Source organism: Amycolatopsis sp. NPDC004772, from assembly GCF_053601215.1.
The window spans coordinates 75,848-99,698 of sequence record NZ_JBSGBK010000023.1 but is presented as its reverse complement, the minus strand read 5'-3'; the positions used below and the strand labels follow the sequence as shown (position 1 = coordinate 99,698).

20 protein-coding genes are annotated in these 23,851 nt (G+C 73.3%); 6 read left to right on the top strand and 14 right to left on the bottom strand.

Translation table 11 applies throughout. The annotated features are described in order from the left end of the window. Genes ACWEF6_RS16770 through ACWEF6_RS16755 form a run of 4 tightly spaced genes read right to left on the bottom strand, consistent with a single transcriptional unit; the run spans nt 1 to nt 3,921 of the window. The gene (locus tag ACWEF6_RS16770) at nt 1-972 is read right to left on the bottom strand and encodes an AAA family ATPase (RefSeq protein ID WP_449683740.1); all 972 of its coding nucleotides are present in this window, start codon (nt 970-972) and stop codon (nt 1-3) included. Beyond that, nucleotides 969-2,108 (bottom strand): DUF4350 domain-containing protein, encoded by a 1,140-nt coding sequence (locus tag ACWEF6_RS16765; RefSeq protein ID WP_449683739.1) that lies wholly within the window; start codon nt 2,106-2,108, stop codon nt 969-971. Before ACWEF6_RS16765 ends, ACWEF6_RS16770 begins: the two co-directional genes overlap by 4 nt. Next, entirely contained in the window at nt 2,105-2,746 is a 642-nt protein-coding gene (locus ACWEF6_RS16760) for a DUF4129 domain-containing protein (protein WP_449683738.1), read from the bottom strand. Before ACWEF6_RS16760 ends, ACWEF6_RS16765 begins: the two co-directional genes overlap by 4 nt. Next, nucleotides 2,740-3,921 carry a hypothetical protein gene (locus tag ACWEF6_RS16755; protein ID WP_449683737.1) on the bottom strand — a complete coding sequence of 394 codons (1,182 nt, stop codon included), beginning with the start codon at nt 3,919-3,921 and terminating at the stop codon, nt 2,740-2,742. The genes ACWEF6_RS16760 and ACWEF6_RS16755 overlap by 7 nt, the downstream gene beginning before the upstream one ends. A gap of 250 nt (nt 3,922-4,171) precedes the next feature. Here ACWEF6_RS16755 and ACWEF6_RS16750 point away from each other — a divergent pair, with 250 nt between their 5' ends. After that, on the top strand, nt 4,172-5,194 hold the full coding sequence (locus tag ACWEF6_RS16750) for a neutral zinc metallopeptidase (protein WP_449683736.1): 1,023 nt from the start codon (nt 4,172-4,174) through the stop codon (nt 5,192-5,194). On the opposite strand, the gene ACWEF6_RS16745 is transcribed toward ACWEF6_RS16750, so the two are convergent. Both ACWEF6_RS16745 and ACWEF6_RS16740 read right to left on the bottom strand, forming a co-directional pair. Next, a complete protein-coding gene (locus ACWEF6_RS16745; RefSeq protein ID WP_449683753.1) occupies nt 5,187-5,618 on the bottom strand; it encodes a hypothetical protein in 432 nt (143 codons plus the stop codon). The two genes, ACWEF6_RS16750 and ACWEF6_RS16745, sit on opposite strands and share 8 nt — an antisense overlap. Nucleotides 5,619-5,699: 81 nt before the next feature. Then, the gene (locus ACWEF6_RS16740) at nt 5,700-6,779 is read right to left on the bottom strand and encodes a potassium channel family protein (RefSeq protein WP_449683735.1); all 1,080 of its coding nucleotides are present in this window, start codon (nt 6,777-6,779) and stop codon (nt 5,700-5,702) included. Nucleotides 6,780-6,858: 79 nt separating this feature from the next. On the opposite strand from ACWEF6_RS16740, the gene ACWEF6_RS16735 reads away from it, so the two are divergent. After that, the gene (locus ACWEF6_RS16735) at nt 6,859-7,227 is read left to right on the top strand and encodes a DoxX family protein (RefSeq protein ID WP_449683734.1); all 369 of its coding nucleotides are present in this window, start codon (nt 6,859-6,861) and stop codon (nt 7,225-7,227) included. A gap of 167 nt (nt 7,228-7,394) precedes the next feature. Here ACWEF6_RS16735 and ACWEF6_RS16730 read toward each other — a convergent pair whose 3' ends face one another. Together ACWEF6_RS16730 and ACWEF6_RS16725 are read right to left on the bottom strand one after the other, a co-directional pair. Next, entirely contained in the window at nt 7,395-10,631 is a 3,237-nt protein-coding gene (locus ACWEF6_RS16730; RefSeq protein WP_449683733.1) for an ATP-dependent helicase, read from the bottom strand. A gap of 334 nt (nt 10,632-10,965) precedes the next feature. Continuing rightward, on the bottom strand, nt 10,966-14,139 hold the full coding sequence (locus ACWEF6_RS16725; protein ID WP_449683752.1) for an ATP-dependent helicase: 3,174 nt from the start codon (nt 14,137-14,139) through the stop codon (nt 10,966-10,968). Nucleotides 14,140-14,311: 172 nt separating this feature from the next. Between ACWEF6_RS16725 and ACWEF6_RS16720 the strand changes: the two genes are divergently transcribed. Both ACWEF6_RS16720 and ACWEF6_RS16715 read left to right on the top strand, forming a co-directional pair. Then, nucleotides 14,312-14,635, top strand: a complete 324-nt coding sequence (locus tag ACWEF6_RS16720; RefSeq protein ID WP_449683732.1) for an MGMT family protein — start codon at nt 14,312-14,314, stop codon at nt 14,633-14,635. A 28-nt stretch (nt 14,636-14,663) separates the two neighbouring features. Then, nucleotides 14,664-15,518 (top strand): siderophore-interacting protein, encoded by an 855-nt coding sequence (locus tag ACWEF6_RS16715; protein WP_449683731.1) that lies wholly within the window; start codon nt 14,664-14,666, stop codon nt 15,516-15,518. Nucleotides 15,519-15,541: 23 nt separating this feature from the next. Here the strand turns inward: ACWEF6_RS16715 and ACWEF6_RS16710 are convergent, their stop codons facing one another. Together ACWEF6_RS16710 and ACWEF6_RS16705 are read right to left on the bottom strand one after the other, a co-directional pair. Beyond that, nucleotides 15,542-16,351, bottom strand: coding sequence for a uroporphyrinogen-III synthase (locus ACWEF6_RS16710; protein ID WP_449683730.1), 810 nt, complete (start codon nt 16,349-16,351; stop codon nt 15,542-15,544). Beyond that, nucleotides 16,344-17,312: a helix-turn-helix transcriptional regulator gene (locus tag ACWEF6_RS16705; protein ID WP_449683729.1), complete on the bottom strand. Its 969-nt coding sequence runs from the start codon at nt 17,310-17,312 to the stop codon at nt 16,344-16,346. Before ACWEF6_RS16705 ends, ACWEF6_RS16710 begins: the two co-directional genes overlap by 8 nt. 62 nt (nt 17,313-17,374) lie before the next feature. Between ACWEF6_RS16705 and ACWEF6_RS16700 the strand changes: the two genes are divergently transcribed. Further along, on the top strand, nt 17,375-17,770 hold the full coding sequence (locus ACWEF6_RS16700; protein ID WP_449683728.1) for a DUF3224 domain-containing protein: 396 nt from the start codon (nt 17,375-17,377) through the stop codon (nt 17,768-17,770). Nucleotides 17,771-17,779: 9 nt separating this feature from the next. Continuing rightward, nucleotides 17,780-18,880, top strand: a complete 1,101-nt coding sequence (locus ACWEF6_RS16695; RefSeq protein ID WP_449683727.1) for a DNA glycosylase AlkZ-like family protein — start codon at nt 17,780-17,782, stop codon at nt 18,878-18,880. 257 nt (nt 18,881-19,137) lie between these two features. Here the strand turns inward: ACWEF6_RS16695 and ACWEF6_RS16690 are convergent, their stop codons facing one another. The 4 genes from ACWEF6_RS16690 to nirB all read right to left on the bottom strand — a co-directional run bounded on the left by ACWEF6_RS16690 (nt 19,138) and on the right by nirB (nt 23,850). Then, nucleotides 19,138-19,800, bottom strand: coding sequence for a DUF4097 family beta strand repeat-containing protein (locus tag ACWEF6_RS16690; RefSeq protein WP_449683726.1), 663 nt, complete (start codon nt 19,798-19,800; stop codon nt 19,138-19,140). A 101-nt stretch (nt 19,801-19,901) separates the two neighbouring features. Beyond that, the gene (locus ACWEF6_RS16685; protein WP_449683725.1) at nt 19,902-21,005 is read right to left on the bottom strand and encodes a uroporphyrinogen-III synthase; all 1,104 of its coding nucleotides are present in this window, start codon (nt 21,003-21,005) and stop codon (nt 19,902-19,904) included. Further along, the gene (gene nirD / locus ACWEF6_RS16680) at nt 21,002-21,346 is read right to left on the bottom strand and encodes a nitrite reductase small subunit NirD (RefSeq protein ID WP_449683724.1); all 345 of its coding nucleotides are present in this window, start codon (nt 21,344-21,346) and stop codon (nt 21,002-21,004) included. The genes ACWEF6_RS16685 and nirD overlap by 4 nt, the downstream gene beginning before the upstream one ends. Then, complete coding sequence (gene nirB, locus ACWEF6_RS16675; protein WP_449683723.1) at nt 21,343-23,850, bottom strand: nitrite reductase large subunit NirB; 2,508 nt, start codon at nt 23,848-23,850, stop codon at nt 21,343-21,345. The genes nirD and nirB overlap by 4 nt, the downstream gene beginning before the upstream one ends. Between the last annotated feature and the right edge of the window lies 1 nt (nt 23,851).

Genomic DNA, 23,851 nt, shown 5'->3' with positions numbered 1-23,851 from the left:
TCAGCGCGGCACGGGCACGGACGCGAGCACGCGGTCCAGCACGCCGTCCGCGGTGACGCCTTCGAGCTCGGCCTCCGGCCGCACGTCCAGGCGGTGCCGCAGCGCGGGCCGGGCGAGGGCCTTGACGTCGTCGGGCGTCGCGTAGTCGCGTCCGGCGAGCCACGCCCACGCGCGGGTCACCGCGAGCAACGCCGTGGCGCCACGCGGGGAAACGCCGATCCGCACCGACGGCAGCGACCGCGTCGCCCGGCACAGGTCGACGACGTACCCGATCACCTCGGGCCCGATCGTCACCCGCGCCACGGCTTCGCGCGCCGCCGCGAGTTCGGGAGCTCCCGCGACGGCCTTGAGGCCCGCCGCGGCGAGGTTGCGCGGGTCGAAGCCCTGCGCGTGCCGCCACAGGATGCCGATCTCGTCCTCGCGCGAGGGCGCGGGCATGGTCAGCTTGAGCAGGAACCGGTCCAGCTGCGCCTCCGGCAGCGGGTAGGTGCCCTCGTACTCCACCGGGTTCTGGGTGGCGATCACGATGAACGGGTCCGGCAGCGGCCGCGACTTGCCATCGATCGAAACCTGCCGCTCCTCCATCGCCTCCAGCAGCGACGACTGCGTCTTCGGCGGCGTCCGGTTGATCTCGTCGGCGAGCAGCAAGTTGGTGAACACCGGCCCCTCGCGGAAGGAGAACTCGCCGCTGTGCGCGTCGTAGACGATCGAGCCGGTGACGTCGCCGGGCATCAGGTCCGGCGTGAACTGCACGCGCGTGGTCTCCAGGTCCAGCGCCGCGGCCAGGGCCCGCACCAGCAGCGTCTTCGCCACGCCCGGGACGCCTTCGAGCAGCACGTGCCCCCGGCAGAGCAGCGCCAGGATCAGCCCGGTGACGGCGGCTTCGTTGCCGACGACGGCCTTGCCGACCTCGGCGCGCAGCGCGATCAGCGCGTCGCGGGCCCCGGTCGCGTTCTCGGTACCGCTGGTCAAGTTCGCCCTGCCTCTCGTTCCACCTGATCGAGTTCGCCGGCCAGCCGGACCAGCGCGGGGTCATCCGGCACCGGCGGGCCGTAGAGGATCGCGCCGACGTCGTTCGCCGGACGGCCGGTCCGCGTGCTCACCGACGCCACCAGCGCCGCCGCGTCGGCGTCGCGCGGCAGGCCCAGCGCGGTCCGCAGCCGGCCGCGCGCGGCTTCCCGCAGCGTCTCGCCCGCGTGCCCGGCCGCCTTGGCCCGCCGGTACAGCCGGGCGCGGCCCTCGGCCGTTTCGGCCGCGCGGACGACGATCGGCAGCGGCTCGGTGACCACCGGGCCGAGCCGGCGGGCCCGCCACAACGCCAGCAGGGCCACCGCGACGAGCGCCTGCGCGGCGCCGTAGTACCAGCCGTCCGGGATCAGGTCGAAGATCGACCGGCGGGAGTCGTCCAGCGCCGGGTCGGACGTGGTCGGCAGGTACCAGACGAGCTTCGGGTGCGCGCCGAGCAGCCGCAGCGACAAGGCCGCGTTGCCCTGCTCGGCGAGCCGCTGGTTGGTCAGCGGGGCCGGCGTGCCGAGCAGCGTCGTCGTGCGGTTCCCCTCGGCGAGCTGCAGCAGCGTGCCGCCGCCGTCCTCGCCGGGGTAGCACGAGCGCGCGCCGGGCGAGGTGTAGCCGATCCCGCCGAGCGTGACCTCGCCGGCCGCGACCGCCGCGGCGACCGTGCACTGCGGCGGCAACGTCCCGACGTCGCTGCGCCCGGCCGGGTGCACCAGCGGCAGCGAATCCCGCAGCGTCACCTCGCCCGGCGTCACCAGGACGACGTCGGCCGCGCGCTCCCGCAGGGCGTCGAACCGCTTCGCCGGGGCCAGGTCCGGGGCGGTCACCAGCAGCGTGGTGTCCTCGCCGACTTCGGCGTCCGCTTCGGCGACCGTGTGCGCGGTCCGGACGTCGACCCCCTGGTCCTTCAGCAGTTTCACCAGGGCGTGCGCGCCGCCGGGTTCGTACGAGCCGGGTTCGAGGGCGCCGTAGGCCTGCTCGCCCCGGCCGAGCAGCAGCAAGGCCCCGGCGACGAAGATCAGGACGAGGAGGGCGAGCGGGATCCGGGCACCGCGCCAGATCCGGCGCAGATCCGGCGAGACCGAGGTGCTCACTGGGCCGCCATGGCGACCGGCCGCTCACGGCGGCAGCGTTCGTCCAGCTCGGTCAGGGTCCGGTACGCCGCTTCGGTGCCTTCGCGGCCGCCGTAGTGGACGTCGTCGAAGAGCCGGGCGCCCTGCCGCAACTGGTCCGCGACGTTCGGCAGCAGCTGCCCGGCTTCGGCGGCGGCTTCGTCCGCCGTCCGCCCGGAGCGGACGTCGAGCAGCGCGCGTTCCTCCAGGGCCCGCACGACGGCGCGGAAGCGGTCGCGGACCGCGTCGTCGAACCGGCCCGCGGCGGCGGCTTCCGCGGCCGAGCGGCGGTAGTCGGCGGCGTTCTTGCGCTGCCCGCCGAAGACGACGCGCTCGGCCCGCGCCGCGCGGGCGACCTTGCCCGTGCGCACCCGGATCACCACGACGAGCACGATCAGCAGGGCCAGGACCAGCAGTACGCCGAAGATCCCGCCGGGAACGTCCGAGGACAGGCTGTTCAGCAGCTTGTCCAGCTGCTCCCCCAGCCACCGGCCGATCTCCTGCAGGAAGCTCGGCCGCGCCTCGCGGTACTTCGGGTCGGAGAGTTCCTGCTCGGCCGCGCGGCGGGCCGCGTCCCGGTCGAGGTCGACCGGGACGTCCGTCAGCCGGAAGGTCACCATGCCGGGGGCGGCTGCACCCCGGCGGCGCGAGCCAGCTCGATGTCCATGCCTTCGCGGCGCATCCGCTGGTCGAGGTAGACGATCACGGTGACCAGCGCGACGAACGGGATCGCGACGGTGCCGGCGATGATCTGCCCGGCCGACGCCAGCAGCAGGTCACCGGTGCTCGGCACGGTCACCTTGCCCGGGTTGAACATCTGGCTGAACATGCCCGTGCCGATGGTGAACGGCAGCTGGATGATGTTCTCGAAGAACGACTCGATGATCCGGGCCAGCAGCAGCACGCCGAGCACCCGCCAGAACGCGCCGCCGCCGACCAGCTTGACCGACCGCGCGAACGCCTCCCGGAACGTGCCGCGCTCGAGCACCAGCGCCGGGGCGGCCAGCGCCCAGAACACCCAGGCGAGCACGCCGGGGATGATGCAGAGCATGACGCCGATGGTGCTCAGGAGCGCGTAGACGAACGCCACGCCGAGCAGCGGCAGCAGCCGCGGCTGCACCTCGCGCCAGGCGATGCCGAAGCTGACCTCGCGGCCCAGCGCGGCCCGGCCCATCACCGCGGCCATCAGGCCGGTGGTGACGGTCAGCAGGAGCGTCGAGACCAGCGTCGAGGAGATCAGCACGATGAACAGGTCGCCGAACGTGCCGAAGAGGGCGTTGCGCAGCTCCTCTTCGGTCGCCGCCGGGCCGAGTTCGACCGTGGTCGCGAAGCTCTCCAGGTCGGTGAGGACGTACCTCTGCAGGACGAACGTGAGCGCGGCGCTGAGCACCGCCACCACCGCGCCGATGCCGAGGATCAGCAGCGCGTGCCGGCGGATCGCGGTGATCGCGCCGTCGAGGATGTCGCCGATGTTGAGCGGCCGCAGCGCGATCACGCCGGGCTTGCCGAGCCCGTCCGGGTTCCAGCGCGGCGGCTGGTACTGCTGCTGCCCGGTGAACGGCGGCAGCGCGTCCGGCCGGTAGGACGACCCGTGCTGCCAGCCCGGCGGCGGGGTCGCGGGTGCGGCCGGGGTGTCCGGTGCCTGCCAGCCGCGGGGCGGCGTCGGCGGTGACGCGGCGTGATCTCCGGGTGGCTTCGGCTCACTCGATCCGGGGGCGGGAGCCGAGGGCACGCCCTGGCTCGGAGTCGGCGTGTCGGCACCCTCGCCGCCGGGCGCGCCACCGGTGTCTGTCATCGAAGCCCCTCGCCTGCAGTACCTGCTTGGCAACACTCTCTCAGAGCCCGTTGCACCCGGCCAGACCTGGGGTGACGTCGGTGCGTCGTGACGCGGTGCGCACGGACGGGTGCGAGACGGGCCGTTCCCCCGATATGCTGAATGGCGGGATCGGGTACCCCCGGTCCGTACCGAGACCCTTCGGGACTGCCTAGTGACGCAACCGCCCCCCGGCCAGGAACCGCCTCGCGGAACCGTTCAGCCGCCGCCGGTGCCGGATGCGCAACCGGATCTCCCGTGGCTGGGCCGCCCGCACACCGTGTCCGCACCGAGGCGCCGGTCACCGGCGGCCGTCATCGGCGTGTGCCTCGGCGCGGTGGCCGTGCTGGTGCTCGGGCTGGTCGCGATCGTGGCCCTCAACCGCGACGACACGCCGCTGGCCAACCCGAACCTCCGCGACGTCCCGTCGTCCCAGGACGTCCCCCCGCAGCAGCTGCCGCCCGGCGGCGCGGGGGCCCCGGCGTCGGCGTCGAACCCGGCGACCGAGCTCTCCACGCCCAGCCCGACCGGCCCGCAGAAGATCCTCAAGCTGGCCGACCACCCGATCCTGCAGGACCCGAACGCCGGCCTGCAGAACCGCGTCTGCACGCTGCCGGCCTGGCAGAGCACGCAGAACGGCGCGGAAGCGTTCTTCACCGCGGCCAGCAAGTGCCTGGACGCGGCGTGGGGCCCGTTCCTCGAGGCCTACCACCTGCCGTTCACGCCGCCGTCGCTGCACTTCCCGACCGGCGCGAGCTTCGAGACCGAGTGCGGCACGATCCAGGTCGGCATCGCGACCGCCGCGTACTACTGCGAAAACAACCTGTACGTCCCGTTCCGCGGCCTGCAGACCGACCAGTACGGCAACAACCCGGGTGTCTACCTGGCCCTGTTCGCCCACGAGTACGGCCACCACGTGCAGGAGGTCGCCGGGCTGATGGACGCGGCCTGGCAGAAGATCTACGAAGCGGGCCAGAACAGCCCGGCCGGGCTGGAGATGTCGCGGCGCAAGGAACTGCAGGCCCAGTGCTTCTCGGGGATGTTCCTCGGCGCGCACGTCGACCAGGGCGGCACGATCAGCCGCGACATGTACAACAAGGCCTGGAACGACCAGGAGACCCGCGGCGACAACACCTCCCGCAGCCACGACCACGGGACGAACGCGCACTACGCGTCCTGGTGGCGGGCGGGCGCGACGAGCAACCGGATCGCCGACTGCAACACCTTCGCGGCGCCGTCGTCCGAGGTCAGCTAGCGGTTCTGGGGCCGGTTCTGGTGCGCAGCGGGATGCTCAGCCACAGGTAGGCGAACATCCCGCCGGAGAAGCACGCGAACACCAGCAGAGCCAGGCCGAGCGGGCGCCGGGCGTCGGACGCGCCCATCGACGTGTCCGCGGCGGTGACGGTGACCGACCCCGTGTCGGGCAGCACGTCCGGCACCGCGACCTCGACCCGCTCGCCCTGGCCGTGCCCGCAGCCGTCGAGCGTGCCTTCGTGGGCCTTCCCGGCGACGGTGAACTTGACGGTTTCCTTCGCGTCAGCCTGGCCGCAGGGCGCCGGCTTGGTCACCTCCGCCTGCACCGGCGCACCCAGGACGTCGTTGCCGATGCCGAGCAGGCCGGGCCCGGCCAGCCAGGCGAGCAGCACGACGAGCACACCCGCCGCGGCGGGGATCGCCACCGTGGGCCACGTGAGGGCGAGGGATCGCGGGGGCACCCGGCCATGGTTCCAGATCCCGCGGGCAAAACCCAGGCGCCCTGGTCACCGCTCGATCTTCTCCGCCTGGGTGACCTTTTTGACGTAAAGCAGCTTGTCGCCCGGTTCGATGGCGTCGGCCTGCGGGGCGTCCACGCGGTACAGGACGCCGTCGCGGACCAGGCCGAGGACGAGGTCGGCCAGGTGCCGCGGCGAACCGCCCTCTTCGGACGGTTCGACCGCCCGTTCGGCGATCGCCAGCCCCGATTCGGGGGTCAGCAGGTCCTCCATGATGTCGACGACGAGCGGCGTCGACGTCGCCATGCCGAGCAGCCGCCCGGCCGTCTCGCTGGAGACGACGACCTGGTTGGCGCCCGACTGCTTGAGCAGGTGGACGTTCTCCGCCTCCCGCACCGACGCGACGATGTGCGCCTTGGGCGCCAGCTCGCGGGCGGTGAGCGTGACGAGCACCGCCGTGTCGTCCCGGTTCGGGGCGACCACGACCGCCCGCGCGTGCTGGACCGCGGCGACCCGCAGGACGTCCGCCCGGGTGGCCGAGCCGTGCACGGCGACGAGGCCGAGCGCGCTCGCCGCGTCGAGGGCCTGCTGGTCGGTGTCGACGACGACGATCTGCTCCGGGGCGACGTCCTCGTCACCGAGCAGCGCGTTGACGGCGGACCGGCCCTTGGTGCCGAACCCGACGACGACGGTGTGGTCGCGCACCTTCGTCCTCCACTTCTGGATCTTGAACGCCTGGCGGGAGCGCTCGGTGAGCACTTCCAGGGTGGTCCCGACCAGGACGATGAGGAAGAGCACCCGCAGCGGGGTGATCACCAGGACGTTCACCAGCCGCGCGGACGACGTGGCCGGCGCGATGTCGCCGTAGCCGGTCGTCGAGAGCGAGACGGTGGCGTAGTACAGGCTGTCCAGCAGGGAGAGGCCGTCGCCGTTGGCGTCGCGGTAGCCGTCGCGGTCGAGGTAGACGATGACCACCGTGGCCAGCAGCGCGAGCGTCGCACCGATGATCCGCTTGACGATCGAGCGGAGCGGGCTGACCGTCAGCTCCGGCATCCGCAGGACGCCGACGAGCTCGTGGTCGGGCCGATCGGTGAGACTGCCCAGCGGCAACCGTTTGAGCGCCTTCATGCTGGCTCGTGTCGAGCGTCACTCACGCCCGGAGGATAGCCGAACCGGACACCGCGCCGCCGCGTGGAACGATGAGTCCATGGCAACCTCGCAACGGCCCGCGCACGTGTTGGCGGGCGCGCTGGGCTTCATGGGCGTGCTCCACTTCGCCGTCCCCAAGCCGTTCGACGGCCTGATCCCGGCGTCGCTGCCGGGCTCGCGGCGGGCCTGGACGTACGGCTCGGGCGTGGCGGAACTGGCGGTCGCGGCCGCGGTGGCGACACCCCGCACCCGCCGCCTCGGCGGCCTGGCGGCCGCCCTCCTCTTCCTGGGCGTCTTCCCGGGGAACGTCAAGATGGCGCTGGACGCGGCTTCGGCCCCGGCCCCCCAGCGCGCGATCGCCTGGGCCCGCCTCCCCCTCCAGTGGCCCCTGATCGCCTGGGCCCTGAAGGTCCGCGACAACGCGTAACCCGCGTGATCAAGCCCGGATCTCGCGTGACCGAACCCGGATCCCGCGTGACCGAACCCGGATCCCGCGTGATCAGGGCCGGATCTCGCGAGTTCCGGCTCCAATCACGCCAGTCACGTCCCCGATCACGCCAGTCACGTCCCCGATCACGCGAGTTGCGGGGCTGATCACGCTTCGGGGAGGTCGCGGAGCAGGCCGCGGAGGGCTTCCGGGGCCAGGAGGTCGGCCGGGCGGATCGTGCGGTTCGCGCGGACGTAGTGGAACGCCGCGCGGACCCGCTCCACCGGGACGTCCTTCAGCGCCGCCCAGGCCATCCGGTACGCCGCCAGCTGGACCGACAGCGCGGGGATGCGGGACTCCGGCGGGACCGCGCCGGTCTTCCAGTCGACCACCGTCCAGCCGCCGTCGGGGTCGGCGAACACCGCGTCCATCCGGCCGCGCAGGGTGATGCCTTCGACGTCGGCCGAGAACGTCACCTCCACCGCCACCGGGACCCGCGCCGCCCACTCGCTCTTCTCGAACTCCGTCTGCAGTTCCTCGAAGTCCGCGTCGGGGGCCTCGCCGAAGTCGGCCGCGCCCGGGAGGTCGTCGATCTCGATGAGCTGGTCGCCCGCGAAGCGGCGCTCCAGCCAGCCGTGGAACTCGGTGCCGCGGCGGGCGAAACTGTTGGGCTCCACCGGCAGCGGGCGGCGCAGGTCGGCGGCGAGACGGCCGGCGTCGTCGGCCAGGGCGACCAGCTGGCTCACCGAAAGCCGCGACGGCAGCGGAACCCGGTGCACGTGGTCGTCCTTGCGCGCCCACTCCTCCAGCAGGACGTCGGTGTCGGTCAGCCAGCCGTCGGGATCGTCGTCCTCGTCTTCGTCCGAAGGCTCGGCGGCCAGGGCTTCGGACACCAGCTCGACGCCGGTCTGCACGCCGGTGCGGCGGTCACCCAGCGGGTCGACCGGCCAGCGCGCCGCCCGCGAGTCCGTCACCAGCGGGTTTTCGTCGTCCTTGTCCGGTTCCGGCGCCCACTCCGCGAGCTGTCCGATGCCGGTTTCGCGCAGGACGTCGGCGATCTCGGTGAGGAACTCCGACGGCCCCTTCGCGCGGCTGCTGCTTTCGTTCCACCAGTGCCCGGAGACGATCATCGCGTGCTCGGACCGCGTCAGCGCGACGTAGCAGAGCCGCCGTTCTTCCGCCTGTTCCCGTTCGACGAACCCGGCTTCGTGCAGCTCCAGTCCTTCTTGGACTTCCTTGCGGTCGTAGCCCTCGGCGATGGCCAGCGTCGGCAGGTCTTCGGCGTCACCGCGCAGCTTGGCGGGCAGCGACGTCGCCGTCCGCAGCCACGACGACGACCGCCGGCGCCCGGGGAAGACGTCCTGCACCAGGTGCGGCACGGCGACGACCTCCCATTCGAGGCCTTTCGCCGAGTGCACGGTCAGCACCTGCACGCGGTCCGGCACGACCTCGACCTCGCCGGGGGTGAGCCCGTCTTCGGCGTGCGCGGCGGTGTTCAGGTAGTCCACAAAGGACAGCAGGGTGGCGGTCGGCGCCGTTTCGGCGTAGTCGGTGACGACTTCGGCGAACGCGTCCAGGTGCGCCCGTCCCGCGGATCCGGGCCGGGCCAGCGATTCGACGTCCAGCAGCATGGTGCGTTCGACGTCGGCGACGAGCTCCGGCAGCGACTGGTCGAGCCGCCGCCGCAGCGCCGCCAGCTCCCACCCGATCCGCCGGATCCGCTGGTAGCCCTCCTGGGAGTACCGCTCCGGGTCGCCCGGCTCATCGATGGCGTCGATGAGCCCGGCCTGCTCGACGCGCTCGACGACCAGTTCCGGCGTGTCCGGCTTTTCCGGGCTCGACAGCTCGCCGGCGCGCCGCCACAGCGCGGCGACGTCGGCGGCGGAGAGCCGCCAGCGCGCGCCGGTCAGCAGCCGGGCCGCGGCGCTGCCGGACAGCGGGTCCGCGAGCACCTTCAGCGTCGACACGAGGTCCGCGACCTCGGGTTCGTCCAGCAGCCCGCCGAGCCCGACAACCTCGACGGGCAGCCCGCGCGCCCGCAGTTCGGCGGCGATCGGCGCCATGTCGGCGCGGCGCCGGACCAGCACCGCGGCGGACGGCGGCTTGCCGGTTTCTTCCTGGTGGGCGTACCAGCGCCGGGCGAGCGCGTCGGCGACCCACGCGCGTTCGGCGCGGATGTCCGGCAGCAGCGCACAGGCGAGGTCCGCGGGCCCGGCGCCGTCGCGCGCCCGCAGCCGTTCGACGCCGAGGCCGCGGGCGCGCAACGGTTCGGCGATCGCGTTCGCGAGGTCGAGGATCTCCGGCGGGTTGCGGAAGCTGGTCAGCAGCCCGAATTCGTGCGCGGGGACGAGCCGTTCGCCGTCGAAGCGCGGGAAGTCCGTGGTGAACCGGGGCAGGTTGGCGGCGCTGGCCCCGCGCCAGCCGTAGATGGCCTGCGCGGGGTCGCCGACGGCGGTGACCGGCATCGGCGGGTTCTCGACGCCGCCGAACAGCGCCCGCAGCAGCACGCGCTGGGCGTGTCCGGTGTCCTGGTATTCGTCGAGGAGGACGGCGCCGTAGCGCTCCCGTTCGCCGCGCACGACCGACGGGTACCCGCCGGCCAGCTGGGCCGCGAGGGACATCTGGTCGGCGAAGTCGAGCGCGCCTTCGTTGCGCTTGCGGCGGTGGTAGTCGTCGACGAGCGGGAGGAGGGCGAGCCGGAAGTGTTGCGCGGCCATGATTTCGGTGAGCTTCTGCGGCAGCGCGGCTCGTTGTCCCTTGGCGCGCGGGGCGTTTTCGATGACGTTGCACAGCCACGTCGTGTACTCGGCGAGCTCTTCGGTGGAGACGAGGTGCTCGCCGAGCTCGCCGGCCAGCGCGAGGAGGTCGGCGGTGACGGTCGGCGGGACGCGGTCGGTGTCGAGTTCGTTGTCCCAAGTGGACACCACGCGGTGCGCGATCTGCCACGACGACGTCTCGGAGAGGAGCCGGACGCCAGGCTGGACGGGCAGGCGCAGGCCGTGTTCGGACAGCAGGCGGCCGGCGTAGGCGTGGTAGGTGAGGACGGTGGGTTCGCCGGCGACCACGGTCGACCGCAGGCCGCCGGTCGGATCGAGGCGGTCGAGGAGGCCGGACCCGGCGAGGCGGCGCAGGCGCGCGCGGACGCGTTCGCCGAGCTGGCGCGCGGCTTTGCGGGTGAAGGTGAGGCCGAGGACGCGGTCAGGGCTGACGATCCCGTTGGCGACGAGCCAGACGACCCGCGCGGCCATGGTTTCGGTCTTCCCGGCCCCGGCCCCGGCGACGACGAGGGACGGTTCGACGGGCGCGGCGATGACGGTGGCTTGTTCGGGGGTGGGCCGGTGCAGCCCGAGCGCATCGGCGAGTTCGGCGGGCTCGACGGGGTTGGCGATGACGAGCGGGCTCATGAACGCGCCCCTCGGAGACGCGGGCCGCGGGCCGGGGATGAACTCACCGGATAGTCCACAAGCCCGCCGCCCAGCCAGCGCCACGCCACCGCGCCTGAACTAACCAGGTGGTTCACAAGCCTCGCACCCGGCCGACCCCGCGCAACCAACGAACTCACCAGATAGTCCACAAACCCGCCACCCAGCCAGCGCCACGCCACCGCGCCTGAACTAACCAGATCGTTCACAAGCCCCACACCCGGCCGACCCCGCGCAGCCAACGAACTCACCAGATAGTCCACAAACCCGCCGCCCAGCCGACCCCGCCCCACCCCAGCCGAACTAACCAGATCGTTCACTGCCCCGGCACCTGCCGCCCCTCGGGCCGGAGCGGGCAGCACCCGCGAGCCGGGCAGCGGTCGCAGTCCGGGTTCTCCTGGGCCTGGTAGTCCGGCCCCGCCGCCGAGGCCGCCGCCTTCTGGACCAGCTCCAGCCACTGCTTGCCGCCCACCTCGTCGAGCGGCGGCTGGGACCGCTCCGTCGCTCCCGTCTTGTTGTTCGCCTTCGCCACATACACGAGCCGCGCGCCACCCGCCTCGGTCCGGCCCTCGATCGCCCCCAGCAGCACCGCCAGCTGATACGCCGCCAGCTGCGGGTGCGCCTCGGCCTCCGCCCCGGACACCGGGACCTTGCCCGTCTTGATGTCCACGATCACGGGCCGCCCCTCGGCGTCGAGCTCCACCCGGTCGACCCGTCCGCGCAGGAGCACCCGGACCTCGTCCGCGCCCCCGGCCGGCAACTCGACCTCGATGTCCTGCTCGACCCCGGCTTCCTTGAGCTCCGCCCGGCTGCGCTCCAGCCACGTCGTGAAGTTCCGCAGCATCTGCTCGACCCGCCGCCGCTCCCGCCGCGAAAACCACGGCGCCCCGGCGTCGACGCGCACCCACGCTTCGTCCAGCGCGGCCTGCAGCTCCGCGTCCGTCGAACCGGACGCCACCGCCTGGGCGAGCCCGTGCACCAGCGTCCCCGTCACCGCCGCGAGCTGGGCCGGGTCGCTGCCGCCGTGGCGCTCGATCATCCAGCGCAGCGGGCACTTCGTCAGGATTTCCACTGTGGACGGTGAGATCCGGATCAGGTCACCCGGCGGGTGCACCGGCTCGTCGCTGGACGCCGGCAGCAGGCCGTACCACGTCGACGGGTGCGCGCCGGGCACGCGCGCGTCGGCCAGGCGGGCCAGCTGCTTCGCCGCCCGACGCCGGCGCGCGGGGTCGGCCTTGTCGTCGCAGACGACCTCGCGCAGCTCTCCCACCAGCTCGGCGAGCACCAGCGACCGGCCGGGCGGCTTCATCCGCGAGTCGAGCCCGCCGTCGTCGGCGCCGTTCTCCTCCAGGTCGTCGAGGAACCGGGACGGCTGCTCGTCCTCGCCCGAAACCGCCGTGACCAGCAACGTCCGCTTCGCCCGGCTCAGCGCGAGGTAGAACAGGCGCCGCTCCTCGGCGAGGATCGGCGCGGTCTGGGAGACGGCGTCGTCGTCGACCCCGGCCATCAGGTCCTTGAGCCGCTCCACCCCGAGCACCGACCCGCGCAGCCGCAGGTCCGGCCACGCGCCCTCCTGCACCCCGGCGACGGCGACGACCGTCCACTCGCGACCGGCGGCAGCGTGCGCGGTGAGCAGCGAGACACCGTCGGACGGGACGGCCGCCGGCGCCAGCGTGTCACCGGCGATCCGTTGCGCGCCAAGGTAATCCGCGAAGGAGGCGACGCTCGCGCGCGGCAGCCGGTCGACGTACCGGCCCGCGGCGTCGAACAGCGCGACGACGGCGTCGAGGTCGCGATCGGCCTGCGCCCCCAGCGACCCGCCGCGCTCGACCTGCTTCAGCAGTTTGTCCTGCAGCCCGCTCTCCCGCCACAGCTGCCACAGCACCTGCTCGACGCCCTCGCCGCGCGCGACGGCCTGGTGCGTGACGCGCAGCAGCCCGCCGACGCGCCGCACCGGCTCGGCCTCGGCGTCGGCGAGCCCGGCCAGGATGTCGCCGCCGCGCAACGCTTCCACGAGCAGTTCGTCGCTCGACCGCTGGCCGCCGCCGGCCAGTTCGAGCCGGCGCAGGCCGCGCCGCAACCGCCGCAGCGCCAAGGGATCCGCGCCGCCGAGGGCCGACGAAAGCAGCATTTCCGCGAGGTCGATGTCGAGGAGCTCGGGCGACGGCGCGAGCTTCAGTACGGCCAGCAGCGGCCGCACCGCGGGCTGCTTGGCCAGCGGCAGTTCCTCGGTCGCCGACCCGATCGGGACGCCGGCCGCGCGCAACGCGCGTTGCAGGACCAGGAAAGTCCGCGCGGGCGACCGGACGAGCACCGCGATCTCCGACCACGGCACGCCGTCGACGAGGTGCGCGCGACGCAGCTGGTCGGCGATCCAGCTCGCCTCGGCGGCGGGCGTCGGCATCACGCGGACGCGGACGTTGCCGCCGGTGGCGCCGCGAGGCGGGACGATCTTGCGGTGCGGCGACGCGCCCGGCAGCGTCGCGCCGATCTTGGCCACCGCGAGCCGGACGGCCGGGGCGAGCCGGTGGGCCGTGGTGAGCGTGACGGTCCGGCTGCCGTCCGGGTCTGCGTCGGCGAACAGGCGCGCGTCCGCGCCGCGGAAGGAGAACACGTTCTGGTCGGGGTCGCCGGCCACGACGAACTCGGCGGCGGTGTGCCCGATCACCCGGACCAGGCTGGTCTGCAGCGGGTCGAGGTGGTGGGCGTCGTCGACGAACAGGTGCCGGACGCGGGTGCGCTCGCGTTCGCGCAGTTCGTCGTCGTCTTCGAGGGCGAGCAGCGCGGAGGTGACGAGCTCGGCGGCGTCGAGGGCGGGCGCGCTCGCGACGCCGAGGGCGTTGCCGCCCGCGCCCTGCAGCTGCGTGACTTCTTCGTACTGCGCCCAGAACTCCCCGGCGGCGATCCACTCCTCGCGGCCGCGGCGGCGCCCCAGCTCGGCGAGGTCCCCGGGGCCGAGGCCACGCTCGGCCGCACGCATCAGCAGGTCACGCAGCTCCTCCGCGAAGCCGGGGACCATCAGGGCGGGCCGCAGCTGCTCGGGCCAGTACTCGGCCTCTTCGTCGAGGTCGCCGGCCAGCAGTTCGCGGACGACGACGTCCTGTTCGGCGCCGGCCAGCAACCGCGGCGGCGGGAGCTCTTCGGCCATCGCCTCCAGCCGCAGCAGCGAGTAGGCGTAGGAGTGCACGGTGCGGACGAGCGGCTCGCGAACGGTCCGGGGCAGCGGCCGCGCCAGGCCGGGGTCGGCGGTGAGCCGCCGGGTGATGTCGGCGCGCAGCGCGTCGGCGGACTTGCGGGACGTGGTGAGCACGAGGACGCTCTCCGGGTCGGCGCCCTCGGCGATGCGGCGGGTGGCGGCCGAGGCCAGCAGTGCCGTCTTGCCGGTGCCCGGGCCGCCGAGCACGCGGAGGAACCCGCCGGGTGCGGAGAGCACGCGCCGCGCGCCTTCGTCCCAGGTGAACGAGGGTGTGGCGGTGACCGGCGTGCGCACCAGCCGCGCGTCCGCCTGCGCCGTTCGCCTCCCGTTCACCCCGCGATGGAACCACGCCCGGTCCCCCGGGTGGCGCACCGGCACGGCTTAGCGGGGGTCCGTTCGGCGAAGGCGCCGCAGCGTGCGGTGGATGGTTGCGAAAAGTGTCGTACCTGTCCGGCACAGTGTCGGTATGGACGACGTTCTGCACGAGCGCGTGCGGGAGATCATCGAGTCGGTGCCGGCCGGCACGGTGGCGACGTACGGCGACATCGCCTCCCTCGCGGGGGCGCCGTCGCCGCGGATGGTCGGCGCGATCCTGGCCGAGGACGGGCACGACCTTCCGTGGCACCGCATCCTGCGCGCGAACGGCACCCCGGCGCCGCACCTGGTCCACGACCAGCTGGAGCGGTTGCGCGCCGAGGGTGTCCTGGCCGACGGCCAGCGCATCGACCTGCGGAAGTACCGGTGGAAACCGGACGGAGAGGAGGACCACGGGCCGGAAGGACTGTTCTGAACCCACGTCATTAGGTTAGCCTCGCCTAATGACGACCCAGCTGGAGCGACCTGCCCTGACCTACCACCGGGCGCGGGTGACCGTCGTCCGGCCGGTCACGCCGCACCTCGTGCGCGTGACGTTCGCCGCGGAGAGCTTCCGCGACGTGCCGGCCGGGGCGCCCGACCAGTACGTCAAGGTGTTCTTCCCGCTGCCGGGGCAGGAAGCGCCGGTGCTGCCGGAGATGGCTTCCGACGTCATGTCCTGGTACCGCACGTACCTGGCGATGCCGGACGGCGTCCGGCCGCCGATGCGCACGTACACGGTCCGGGCCCACCGCCCGGCCGCGGCGGAGATCGACGTCGACTTCGTGCTGCACGGCGACACCGGGCCGGCCTCGGCGTGGGCGTCGCGGGCGACACCGGGCGACCGCGTGACGTTCACCGGGCCGTACGGGCTGTACGCGCCGCCGGAGGGCTGCGACTGGCAGCTGCTGGTGGGCGACGAGACGGCGCTGCCGGCGATCGGCGCGATCATCGAGCAGCTCCCGCCGGGCGCGCGCGCCGCGGTGTACGTCGAGCTGGCGGACCGCGCGGACAGGCAGGTGTTCGAGACGCGCGGAGCGGTGGAGGTCCACTGGGTGCTGCGCGGGTCACGGCCGCTGGGCGAGGCGTTGCTGGAGGCGCTGCGCGGCGCGGCGTTCCCGGGCGGGACGCCGTATGCGTGGGTGTCCGGAGAGGCGGGCGTGGTGAAGTCGGTCCGGCGCCACCTGGTGCGCGAGCGCGAGGTGGACAAGCGGCTGATCTGCTTCACGGGCTACTGGCGGCTCGGGATGAGCGAGGAAGCAGCCGGCCGCGAGGCAGTCCGGGCGGCGGAGGCGGGCGAAGCCCTGGCCGACGACTGACTGAGTTCGCGCAAGCGGGCGGGCTACTCCTTGCCGAGCTTCGTGGCCAGGAGCTTCACCAGGGCACCCAGACGCTGGCGGTCCGGCTGCAGCGTCTCGATGCCCGCCGCCTCCAGGGGGGCCGCCGTGACCGGGCCGACGCATGCGCACACCAGTGGGCCGCGCAGGGCCGTCAGCAGGTCGTCGTAGTGCCCGGACGTGCGCGCCAGGGTCAGGAAGTTCGCCGCGGCCGGGGCGCTCGTGAAGGCCAGCGCGGCCAGCTCGCCCGCGATGATCGCGTCGATCAGGTCGTACACCGGGGTGACGTCCGGCGGGGAGTGCCAGCGGTACGGCTGCACCTCCACCAGGGAGGCGCCGGCCTGCACGAGGGGGGCCGTGAGCTCCGGCAGCGGCGTTCCGTGCAGCTGGACGGCGACCCGCTCGCCGGCCACCCCGGCCGAGGCCAGCGCCCCGAACAGCTCGGCGTTCGACTCCGACGCGGCCGAGAAGGACTCGCGCAGGCCGGCGCCGCGGACCGCGCCCACCGCCTTCGGGCCGCGGGCGTAGATCCGCGACTCCCCCAGCGCCGCCACGAGCCGATCGCGCAGGCCCCAGCCCTCGGCCGCCTCGAGCCAGCCGCGGAAACCGGCGCCCGTGGTGACCACCGTGCAGCCGACCGGCTCCGCCAGGACCGCCTCGGTGCCCGCGCGCAACGCCGGGTCGCTGTCCAGGGGCACGATGGTGATCGTCGGCGCGTGGCGGACCTGGGCGCCGTGGCGTTCGAGGGCCGCGATGAATTCGCCCGCTCGCCGCTCGGCCGTGACCCCGATGGCGATCCCGCTCAGCTCACCCATAGAACGCGCCCATCTCCTCGATCGCCTCGGCCAGCTCCGCCCGGAGGTCCGCCGGTTCCAGGACCTCCAGGTGCGGCCCGAAGCGCAGCAGCTCGCCGATGGCCGGTTCGCCCGGCTCCACCGGCAGCTCCACGGTGAGCCAGCCGTCCGCGTCGGGCTCGTTCCGGCAGTCGCGCAACGCGCGGGCGCCGACGGAACCTCCGTAGAACGGTACGAGGGCCTGCGCCCGCGGCGAAAGGCGCACCACCGCGACGCGCGGGTACATCCGGCGTTCGAACTGCTCGGACCACTCCTGCCAGTACCGCGCGAGGTCGAAGCCGGCCGGCCGCTCGAAGACCTCGCCGAGGTCGGTCAGCTCCAGCACCCGCGAGATCCGGTACGTCCGGTCGGTGCCCTCGCAGCGGCCGGCGAGGTACCAGTTGCCCGCCTTGAGGATCAGCCCGAGCGGCTCCAGATCCCGTTCGACGACCCGCTGCCCCCAGCGTTCGTAGCGGATCCGGATCCGGTGCGACGACCACACGGCGTCGGCGATCGCCGACAGCGTCGGCAGGCTCTCGATGCCCCGGTGCCAGCCCGGGACGTCCAGGTAGAACCGCTCGGCGACCCGGCCGGCGCGATCGCGCAGCTCGGCCGGCAGCGCGGCGTACAGCTTGAGCTGCGCCGCCGCAAGCACCGTGCCGAGCCCGAGCTCGGCCGCCGCCACCGGTAGCCCGGCCAGCGACAGCGACTGGGCCTCTTCCTCGGTCATCCCGGTGAGCCGGGTGCGGTAGCCGTCGACCAGCCGGTAGCCGCCCGTGCGGCCGCGGTCGGCGTACACCGGGACGCCGGACGCCGAGAGCGCGTCGATGTCCCGGTACACCGTGCGCACCGAGACTTCGAGCTCCTCGGCCAGCTCCTCGGCCGTCATCCGGCCGCGGTTCTGCAGCAGCAGGAGGACGGACAGGAGACGGCTCGCGCGCATGTCCCGATTCTGGCAGAAATACCTGACACGAGCTGACAGGTATGCCCGGCAGGGTGGTCCCCATGAACGCATTCACCGCGAAGAACTGGGAAGAGAAGATCGTCAGCGGCGCCGAAGGCGGTCCGCGGGTGGCGTACGCGCACACCACTTTCGCGTACGAAGGGGTCATGGAGGGCGAATCGACCGGCGACCTGCTGCTGTTCTACGTCGGCGAAGGGTACGAAAGCGGCGGGACGACGGCCCCGGGTTTCGAGCGGTTCGAGGGTAAGGTCGAGGGTCGCGAAGGGACGTTCGTCATCCGCCACGAGTACACCTTCGACACCAAGGGCTTCGCCTCGACGTTCACCGTCGTCCCCGGCTCGGGCACCGGCGAGCTGACCGGGCTCGGCGGCAGCGGCACGTCCGGCGGTGCCATGGGCGAGGACAAGATGGGCTACACCTTCGAGTACGCGTTCTAGGAGCCGCACGTGGACCGCCGTCAGGTTCTCGCCTACCGCATCGCCGAGCACGGCCTGCACCGCTCGGCGAAGGACGTCGCCGACCTCGCCGTGGTCCGGGCCGGGCTGCAGGACAGCATGCGCGACACCGCGCTGCTCGCCCTGGTGGCCCGGCTCGACGCTCCGGCGCTCCTGGACGACGAGCGGCTCGTCCTGGCCTGGACGTTGCGGGGCGCGCCGCACTACCACCTGCGTTCGGACCTGCCGGAGGCGATCCGGGCGCTGGTGCCCTTGGACGACGCGGACGCGCTGGCCCGGATGTTGTGGCAGCGCAAGGAAATGGCGGCAACGGGACTGGCCGCGACCGAGGTGGTCTTCACGGCGGCGGGCGCGCTCCGGAAGGTCGTCACGAAACCGATGTCGAAGGGTGCGGTGTCGACGGCGGTCACGAAGGTGTTGCCGCCGTCGTTCTCGCGGTGGTGCCGGGGTTGCCACGCGACGCACATCCAGGAGCAGCTGATGCGCATCGCGACGCCGCACGCCGGAGTCCGCCTGGTGACGGGGGCATCACCGGCAACGCTGGCCCCGCTGGAAGGCCGCGGGCGAATGCGCAAGACCCCGGACCCGGCCGCGGCGACGGCGGTGATCGAGCGCTACTTGAGGGTGAACGGCCCGGCCTCCCCGGGCGACGCGGCGGAGTTCGCGGGCACGGCGCGCGCGGTGGTCGACCGCACGTGGCCGGAGGGCGTGGTCTCGGTGCAGGTCGAGGGCAAGACGCGGTACTTGCCGGAGGACCGGCTCCCGGCGCTGGAGAACCCGCCGGAGCCGGACGCGGTGCGGCTGCTGCCACCGCTGGACCCGTTCATCCAGGCGCGGGACAAGGGGCTGCTGGTCCCGGACCCGTTGCGGCGCAAGGAAGTCTGGAAGATGCTGGGCAACCCGGGCGTGCTGCTGGCGGACGGCGACATCGCGGGAACGTGGCGCACGAAGGGCAGCGGGGCGAAACTGACGTTCACGGTGACGGCGTTCGACCCACTGCGCCCGGCATTGCGCGAGGAGGCGGAGGCCGAGGCGGCCCGGGTGGCGGCGGCGCGGGGCTTCGAAAAGCACGCAGTCACCTGGGCCGGCTGACCACGGCCCGGCCTCGAACACGCGGCGCCCGCTGACCACACCCGCGGGGGCGCCCCCCGTTTTCCACGCTACCAGCGGGCACCGACAATTTCGGTCCCTCCCCAGCGCCCCAATGTGGCGTTCGGTGCGTCCCGCGCACCCAATGTGGCGTTCGGTGCGTCCCGCGCACCCAATGTGGCGTTCGGTGCGTCCCGCGCACCCGATGTGGCGTTCGCAGAAGCCACCAACGCCACATCGGGGGCGCTCCAGGACCGGCCTCACAGGCTGTGGGCGTCGATGTCGCCGTAGGACGTGGTCGCCTGGATGGCCAACCCCGGCGTTCCCTCGTTCTTCAGCGCGTTGCGGATCCGGCCGTACGTCGTCCCCGCGTCCAACGATGCCGAGACGCCCGGTGCCGCTGCCACCGTGATGTTGCCCGCCTGGGTGCTCAGCACCAGCGTCCCGCTCGCCGCCTCGGCGATGCGGATGTCGCCCTTGCCCGTGGTGATCTCCGCCGGGCCCGTCAGGCGGCCCACCGAGATGTCGCCCGCGTGGGCCGTCACCCGGAAGCTTGCCGCCTCGTCGAAGACGACCTCGCCGTGCGCTCCCGAGACCGTGACGTCACCGAGGCGTCCGACGCCCCGCAGCGAGACGCTCGCCGCCTTGGCCTCGACCGACGAGCCCGCCGGCAGTGAGACCGTCACGTCGAGCGCCCCGGATGGGCCGAAGTACTGGTTCTTCGCCTCGAGTGAGATGCGCAGGACGCCGTCGTCGAACGACACGGACGCCTCCGAGGCCGCCTTCACGTCGCGGTTCTTCGCCGGGTCGGCGGGCAGGACCTGGACGACGGTGTCGGGCCCGTCGGCAGCGACGAAGCGGACGCGGCCGGCCGGGATGGCGAGGGCGGTGGTGATCGGGGCGGGGGTGGTGAACTTCTGCATCGGATTCTCCTTGGCTCGGTGTGTGAACCCACCTTCGCCGCCCCCGCTGACACCGGAAGGCCACCGCGCTGACACGGCCCCTGACAGGGCTGACCCGCTCCTCAGGCGTCGACCGCCAGCCGGTATCCGCGCTTCACCACCGTCTGGACCACCTTCCCGCCGCCGAGCGACGTCCGCAGCCGGCCGATCGCCGTCTCCACCGCGTGCTCCTCGCCGCCCCCGGGCAACGCCGAGATCAGCTCGCGCCGCGACACCACCCGCCCCGGCGACGCCGCCAGTGCCCGCAACAACGCCATCGGCGCGGGCGCCACTTCGCGCCACTCGCCGTCCACGATGGCCGCTTGGCCGCGCAGCTCGATCGAACGTCCTCCCGCGCGCAGGCGCGGCGAACGCGCGACCAGGGTCTCCGCCACCGTGCGGGCCAGCGCCCCGATGCGCGCGCGGTGGGGCTGGACCGTCGGCACCCCCAACGCAGCCAACGGTCCGGCCGTGATGGGGCCGACGCAGGCCGCCACCACCGGGCCGGACAGCGCCGTGACGAGCCCCGGCAGCCGGCCCGTGCGGCGGGCCAGGGCGATGAGCGCCGCCGCCGCCGGCGCGCTGGTGAACGGGAGCGCGTGGATCGAGCTGTCCAGGACGCCGTCGAGCAGGCGGTCCACCGGGCCCGGGTCCACCGGGCCGACCCAGCGGTACACCGGGATCTCGATCACCTCGGCGCCCGCTGCGCGCAGCGTGTCCACGAAGTACGGCAGCGGCTCCCCGTGCAGCTGGACCGCGATGCGCAGCCCGGCGACCCCCGACGACAGCAGGTGCTGCAGCAGCTCCGCGTTGCTCTCCGACGCCGGTGAGTACGACTCCGACAGCCCCGCCGCCCGCAGCGCGCCGGTCACCTTCGGCCCGCGGGCCAGCAGCGCCGCCGTCGACAGCCGGTCCAGCAGCGAATCCCCCAGCCCCCAGCCCTCGGCCGCCTCCAGCCAGCCGCGGAAGCCGATGCCGGTGGTCGCGACGACCGCGTCGACCGGCGCCGCCAGCAGCGCCGACGTCGCCGCGTGCAGCTCCCGGTCGTCGGTCAGCGGCACGATCCGGATCGCCGGCCCGTACCGGACGCTCGCCCCCTTGCGCACCAGCAGCGCGCCGAGCTCGTCAGCCCGGCGCGCCGCGGTGATGCCGATCACGAAACCGGCCAGTGGGAGCACATCGCTCACGGGCTCTCCACTTCGACGACGCCTTCCCGCACGCGCACCTCGTACACCGGCACCGAAACGTCCGGAGCGTCCAGGCACTGGCCGGTTTCGAGGGCGAACCGCTCCTTGTACACCGGCGACGCCACCACCGGCACACCATCCGCGTCGCCGACGATGCCGCGCGAGAGCACCGCCGCGCCGCTGCACGGGTCCCAGTTGGACAGCGCGTACAGCCGGTCGCCGGGCAGCCGGAAGATCGCCACCTGGACGCCGTCGCCGAGCAGCGCCGCCACCCCGGCGTACTCGGGCACCGCGCCGACGGGGCAGACCGCCGTCCAGGTCCGTTCGATCGACGTGGTCATCGCCGCACCTCCGGAACTCCCAGCATGACGGGCACCTTCTGGTCCCGCTCGGAACGGAACGAGATGGCCGGGTCGGGCGCGCCCGGCGCGTTGACGAACGAGGAGAACCGGGCCAGCTTCTCCGGGTCCTCCAGGACGCCCTTCCACTCGTCGGCGTAGTTGTCGACGTGCTTGGCCATCGCCGCGTCGAGGTCCTCGCAGATGCCGAGCGAGTCGTCGACGATCACCGCGCGCAGGTGGTCGAGCCCGCCCTCCAGCTCCTCGATCCAGGGCGCGGTCCGCTGCAGCCGGTCGGCGGTGCGCACGTAGAACATCAGGAACCGGTCGATCGTGCGAATCAGCGCCGCGGTGTCCACATCGGACACGAGCAGGTCGGCGTGCCGCGGGGTGGTGCCGCCGTTGCCGCCGACGTAGAGGTTCCAGCCGTTCTCCGTGGCGATGATCCCGAAGTCCTTGCTCCGCGCCTCGGCGCACTCCCGGGCGCACCCGGACACCGCCGACTTCAGCTTGTGCGGCGAGCGCAGCCCGCGATAGCGCAGCTCCAGCTCGATCGCGAGACCGACACTGTCCTGCACGCCGTAGCGGCACCACGTCGACCCGACGCACGACTTCACCGTGCGCAGCGCCTTGCCGTAGGCGTGGCCGGACTCGAACCCGGCGTCGACGAGCCGCCGCCAGATCAGCGGCAGCTGGTCCACGGTCGCGCCGAACAGGTCGATCCGCTGGCCGCCGGTGATCTTGGTGTACAGCCCGAAGTCGCGCGCCACCTCGCCGATCACGATCAGCTTCTCCGGCGTGATCTCGCCGCCGGGGATCCGCGGGACCACCGAGTACGTGCCGTTGCGCTGCAGGTTCGCCAGGTACCGGTCGTTGGTGTCCTGCAACGTCATCTGCTCGCCGCCGAGCACGTGCCCGTTGCCGAGGGTGGCCAGGATGGACGCCACCGCCGGCTTGCAGATCGCGCAGCCGCTGCCCGCGCCGTAGCGGGCGATGAGCTCGCTGAACGCGGTGATCCGGGTCGCCTGGACGATCTCGAACAGCTCCGCGCGCGACTGCGGGAAGTGCTCGCAGACGGCCTTCGACTGCTCGACGCCGGCCGCGGTGAGCAGCTTGGACAGCAGCGGGACGCACGACCCGCAGGCGGTGCCCGCCCGGGTGCACGCCTTCAGCTTCGGGACGGTGTCGCAGCCGTCCTCGTGGATGGCCGTCGTGATCGCGCCCTTGGAGACGGCGTTGCACGAGCAGATCTGCGCCGCGTCGGGCAGCGCGTCGACACCGACCGCGGCGCCGCCGCCCGCCGGGGCGAGGATCGCGCCCGGCTCGGCCGGCAGCGGACGGCCGACCAGGGCGCGCAGCGTGTTGTACTCGGTCGCGTCGCCGACGAGCACGCCGCCGAGCAGCGTCTTGCCGTCGTCGGTGACCACGAGCTTCTTGTACGTCCCGGCGACCGCGTCGTTGACGGCGACTTCCAGGGCGCCCTCGGTGGTCGCGTGGGCGTCCCCGAAGGAAGCGACGTCGACGCCCATCAGCTTCAGCTTCGTGGACGTGTCCGGCTCCGGGAACGTCCCGCCGCCACCGGTGAGCTGCGCGGCGACGATCTCCGCCATCGCGTAACCGGGCGCCACGATGCCGTACACGCGGCCCTCGACCGCGGCGCACTCGCCGATCGCGTAGATCGCCGGGTCGCCGGTGCGGCAGGAGGCATCGGTCAGCACGCCGCCGCGTGGGCCGAGGTCCAAGCCGGACTGGCGGGCCAGGTCGTCGCGCGGCCGGACACCGGCGGAGAACACGACCAGGTCGACGTCCAGCTCGGTGCCGTTGCCGAGCTTGGCCAGCAGCCGCGAGCCGTCGGCCTCGATCGCGTCGGTCGACGTTCCCGTGTGGACGGTGACGTCCAGGTTGGTGATCAGCCGCCGCAGCAGCGAGCCACCGCCCTCGTCGACCTGCAGCGGCATCAGCCGCGGCGCCATCTCCACGACGTGCGGGGACAGGCCCATGTCCCGCAGTGCCTTCGCGGCCTCCAGACCAAGCAGGCCCCCGCCGATGACGACGGCCGAGCGGCGGCCGCGGCCGGGCTTGTCGACCGCGGCGGCGCGGATCGCGTCGAGGTCCTCGATGGTCCGGTAGACGAAGCAGCCGTCCAGGTCGTGGCCGGGCACCGGCGGCACGAACGGCCGCGAGCCGGTGGCCAGCACCAGCGCGTCGTAGGAGACGACGTCACCGGAAGCCGTGGTCACCGTCTTGGCCGAGCGGTCCACCGACACCGCCAGTTCACCGAGCCGGAGGTCGACGTGGGAATCACCCGCGTAGTCCGAGCCGGGGAGGGCCAGCGTGGCCGGCTCCCAGGTGTCCACATAGGACGTGAGCGCCACCCGGTCGTACGCCGGGCGCGGCTCCTCGGACAGGACGACGATGTGCCAGGTCCCCGAAGGGTCTTCCGCACGCACCGCCTCCACGAGCCGGTGGGCGACCATGCCGTGTCCGGCGACGACCAGGGTGGGCATC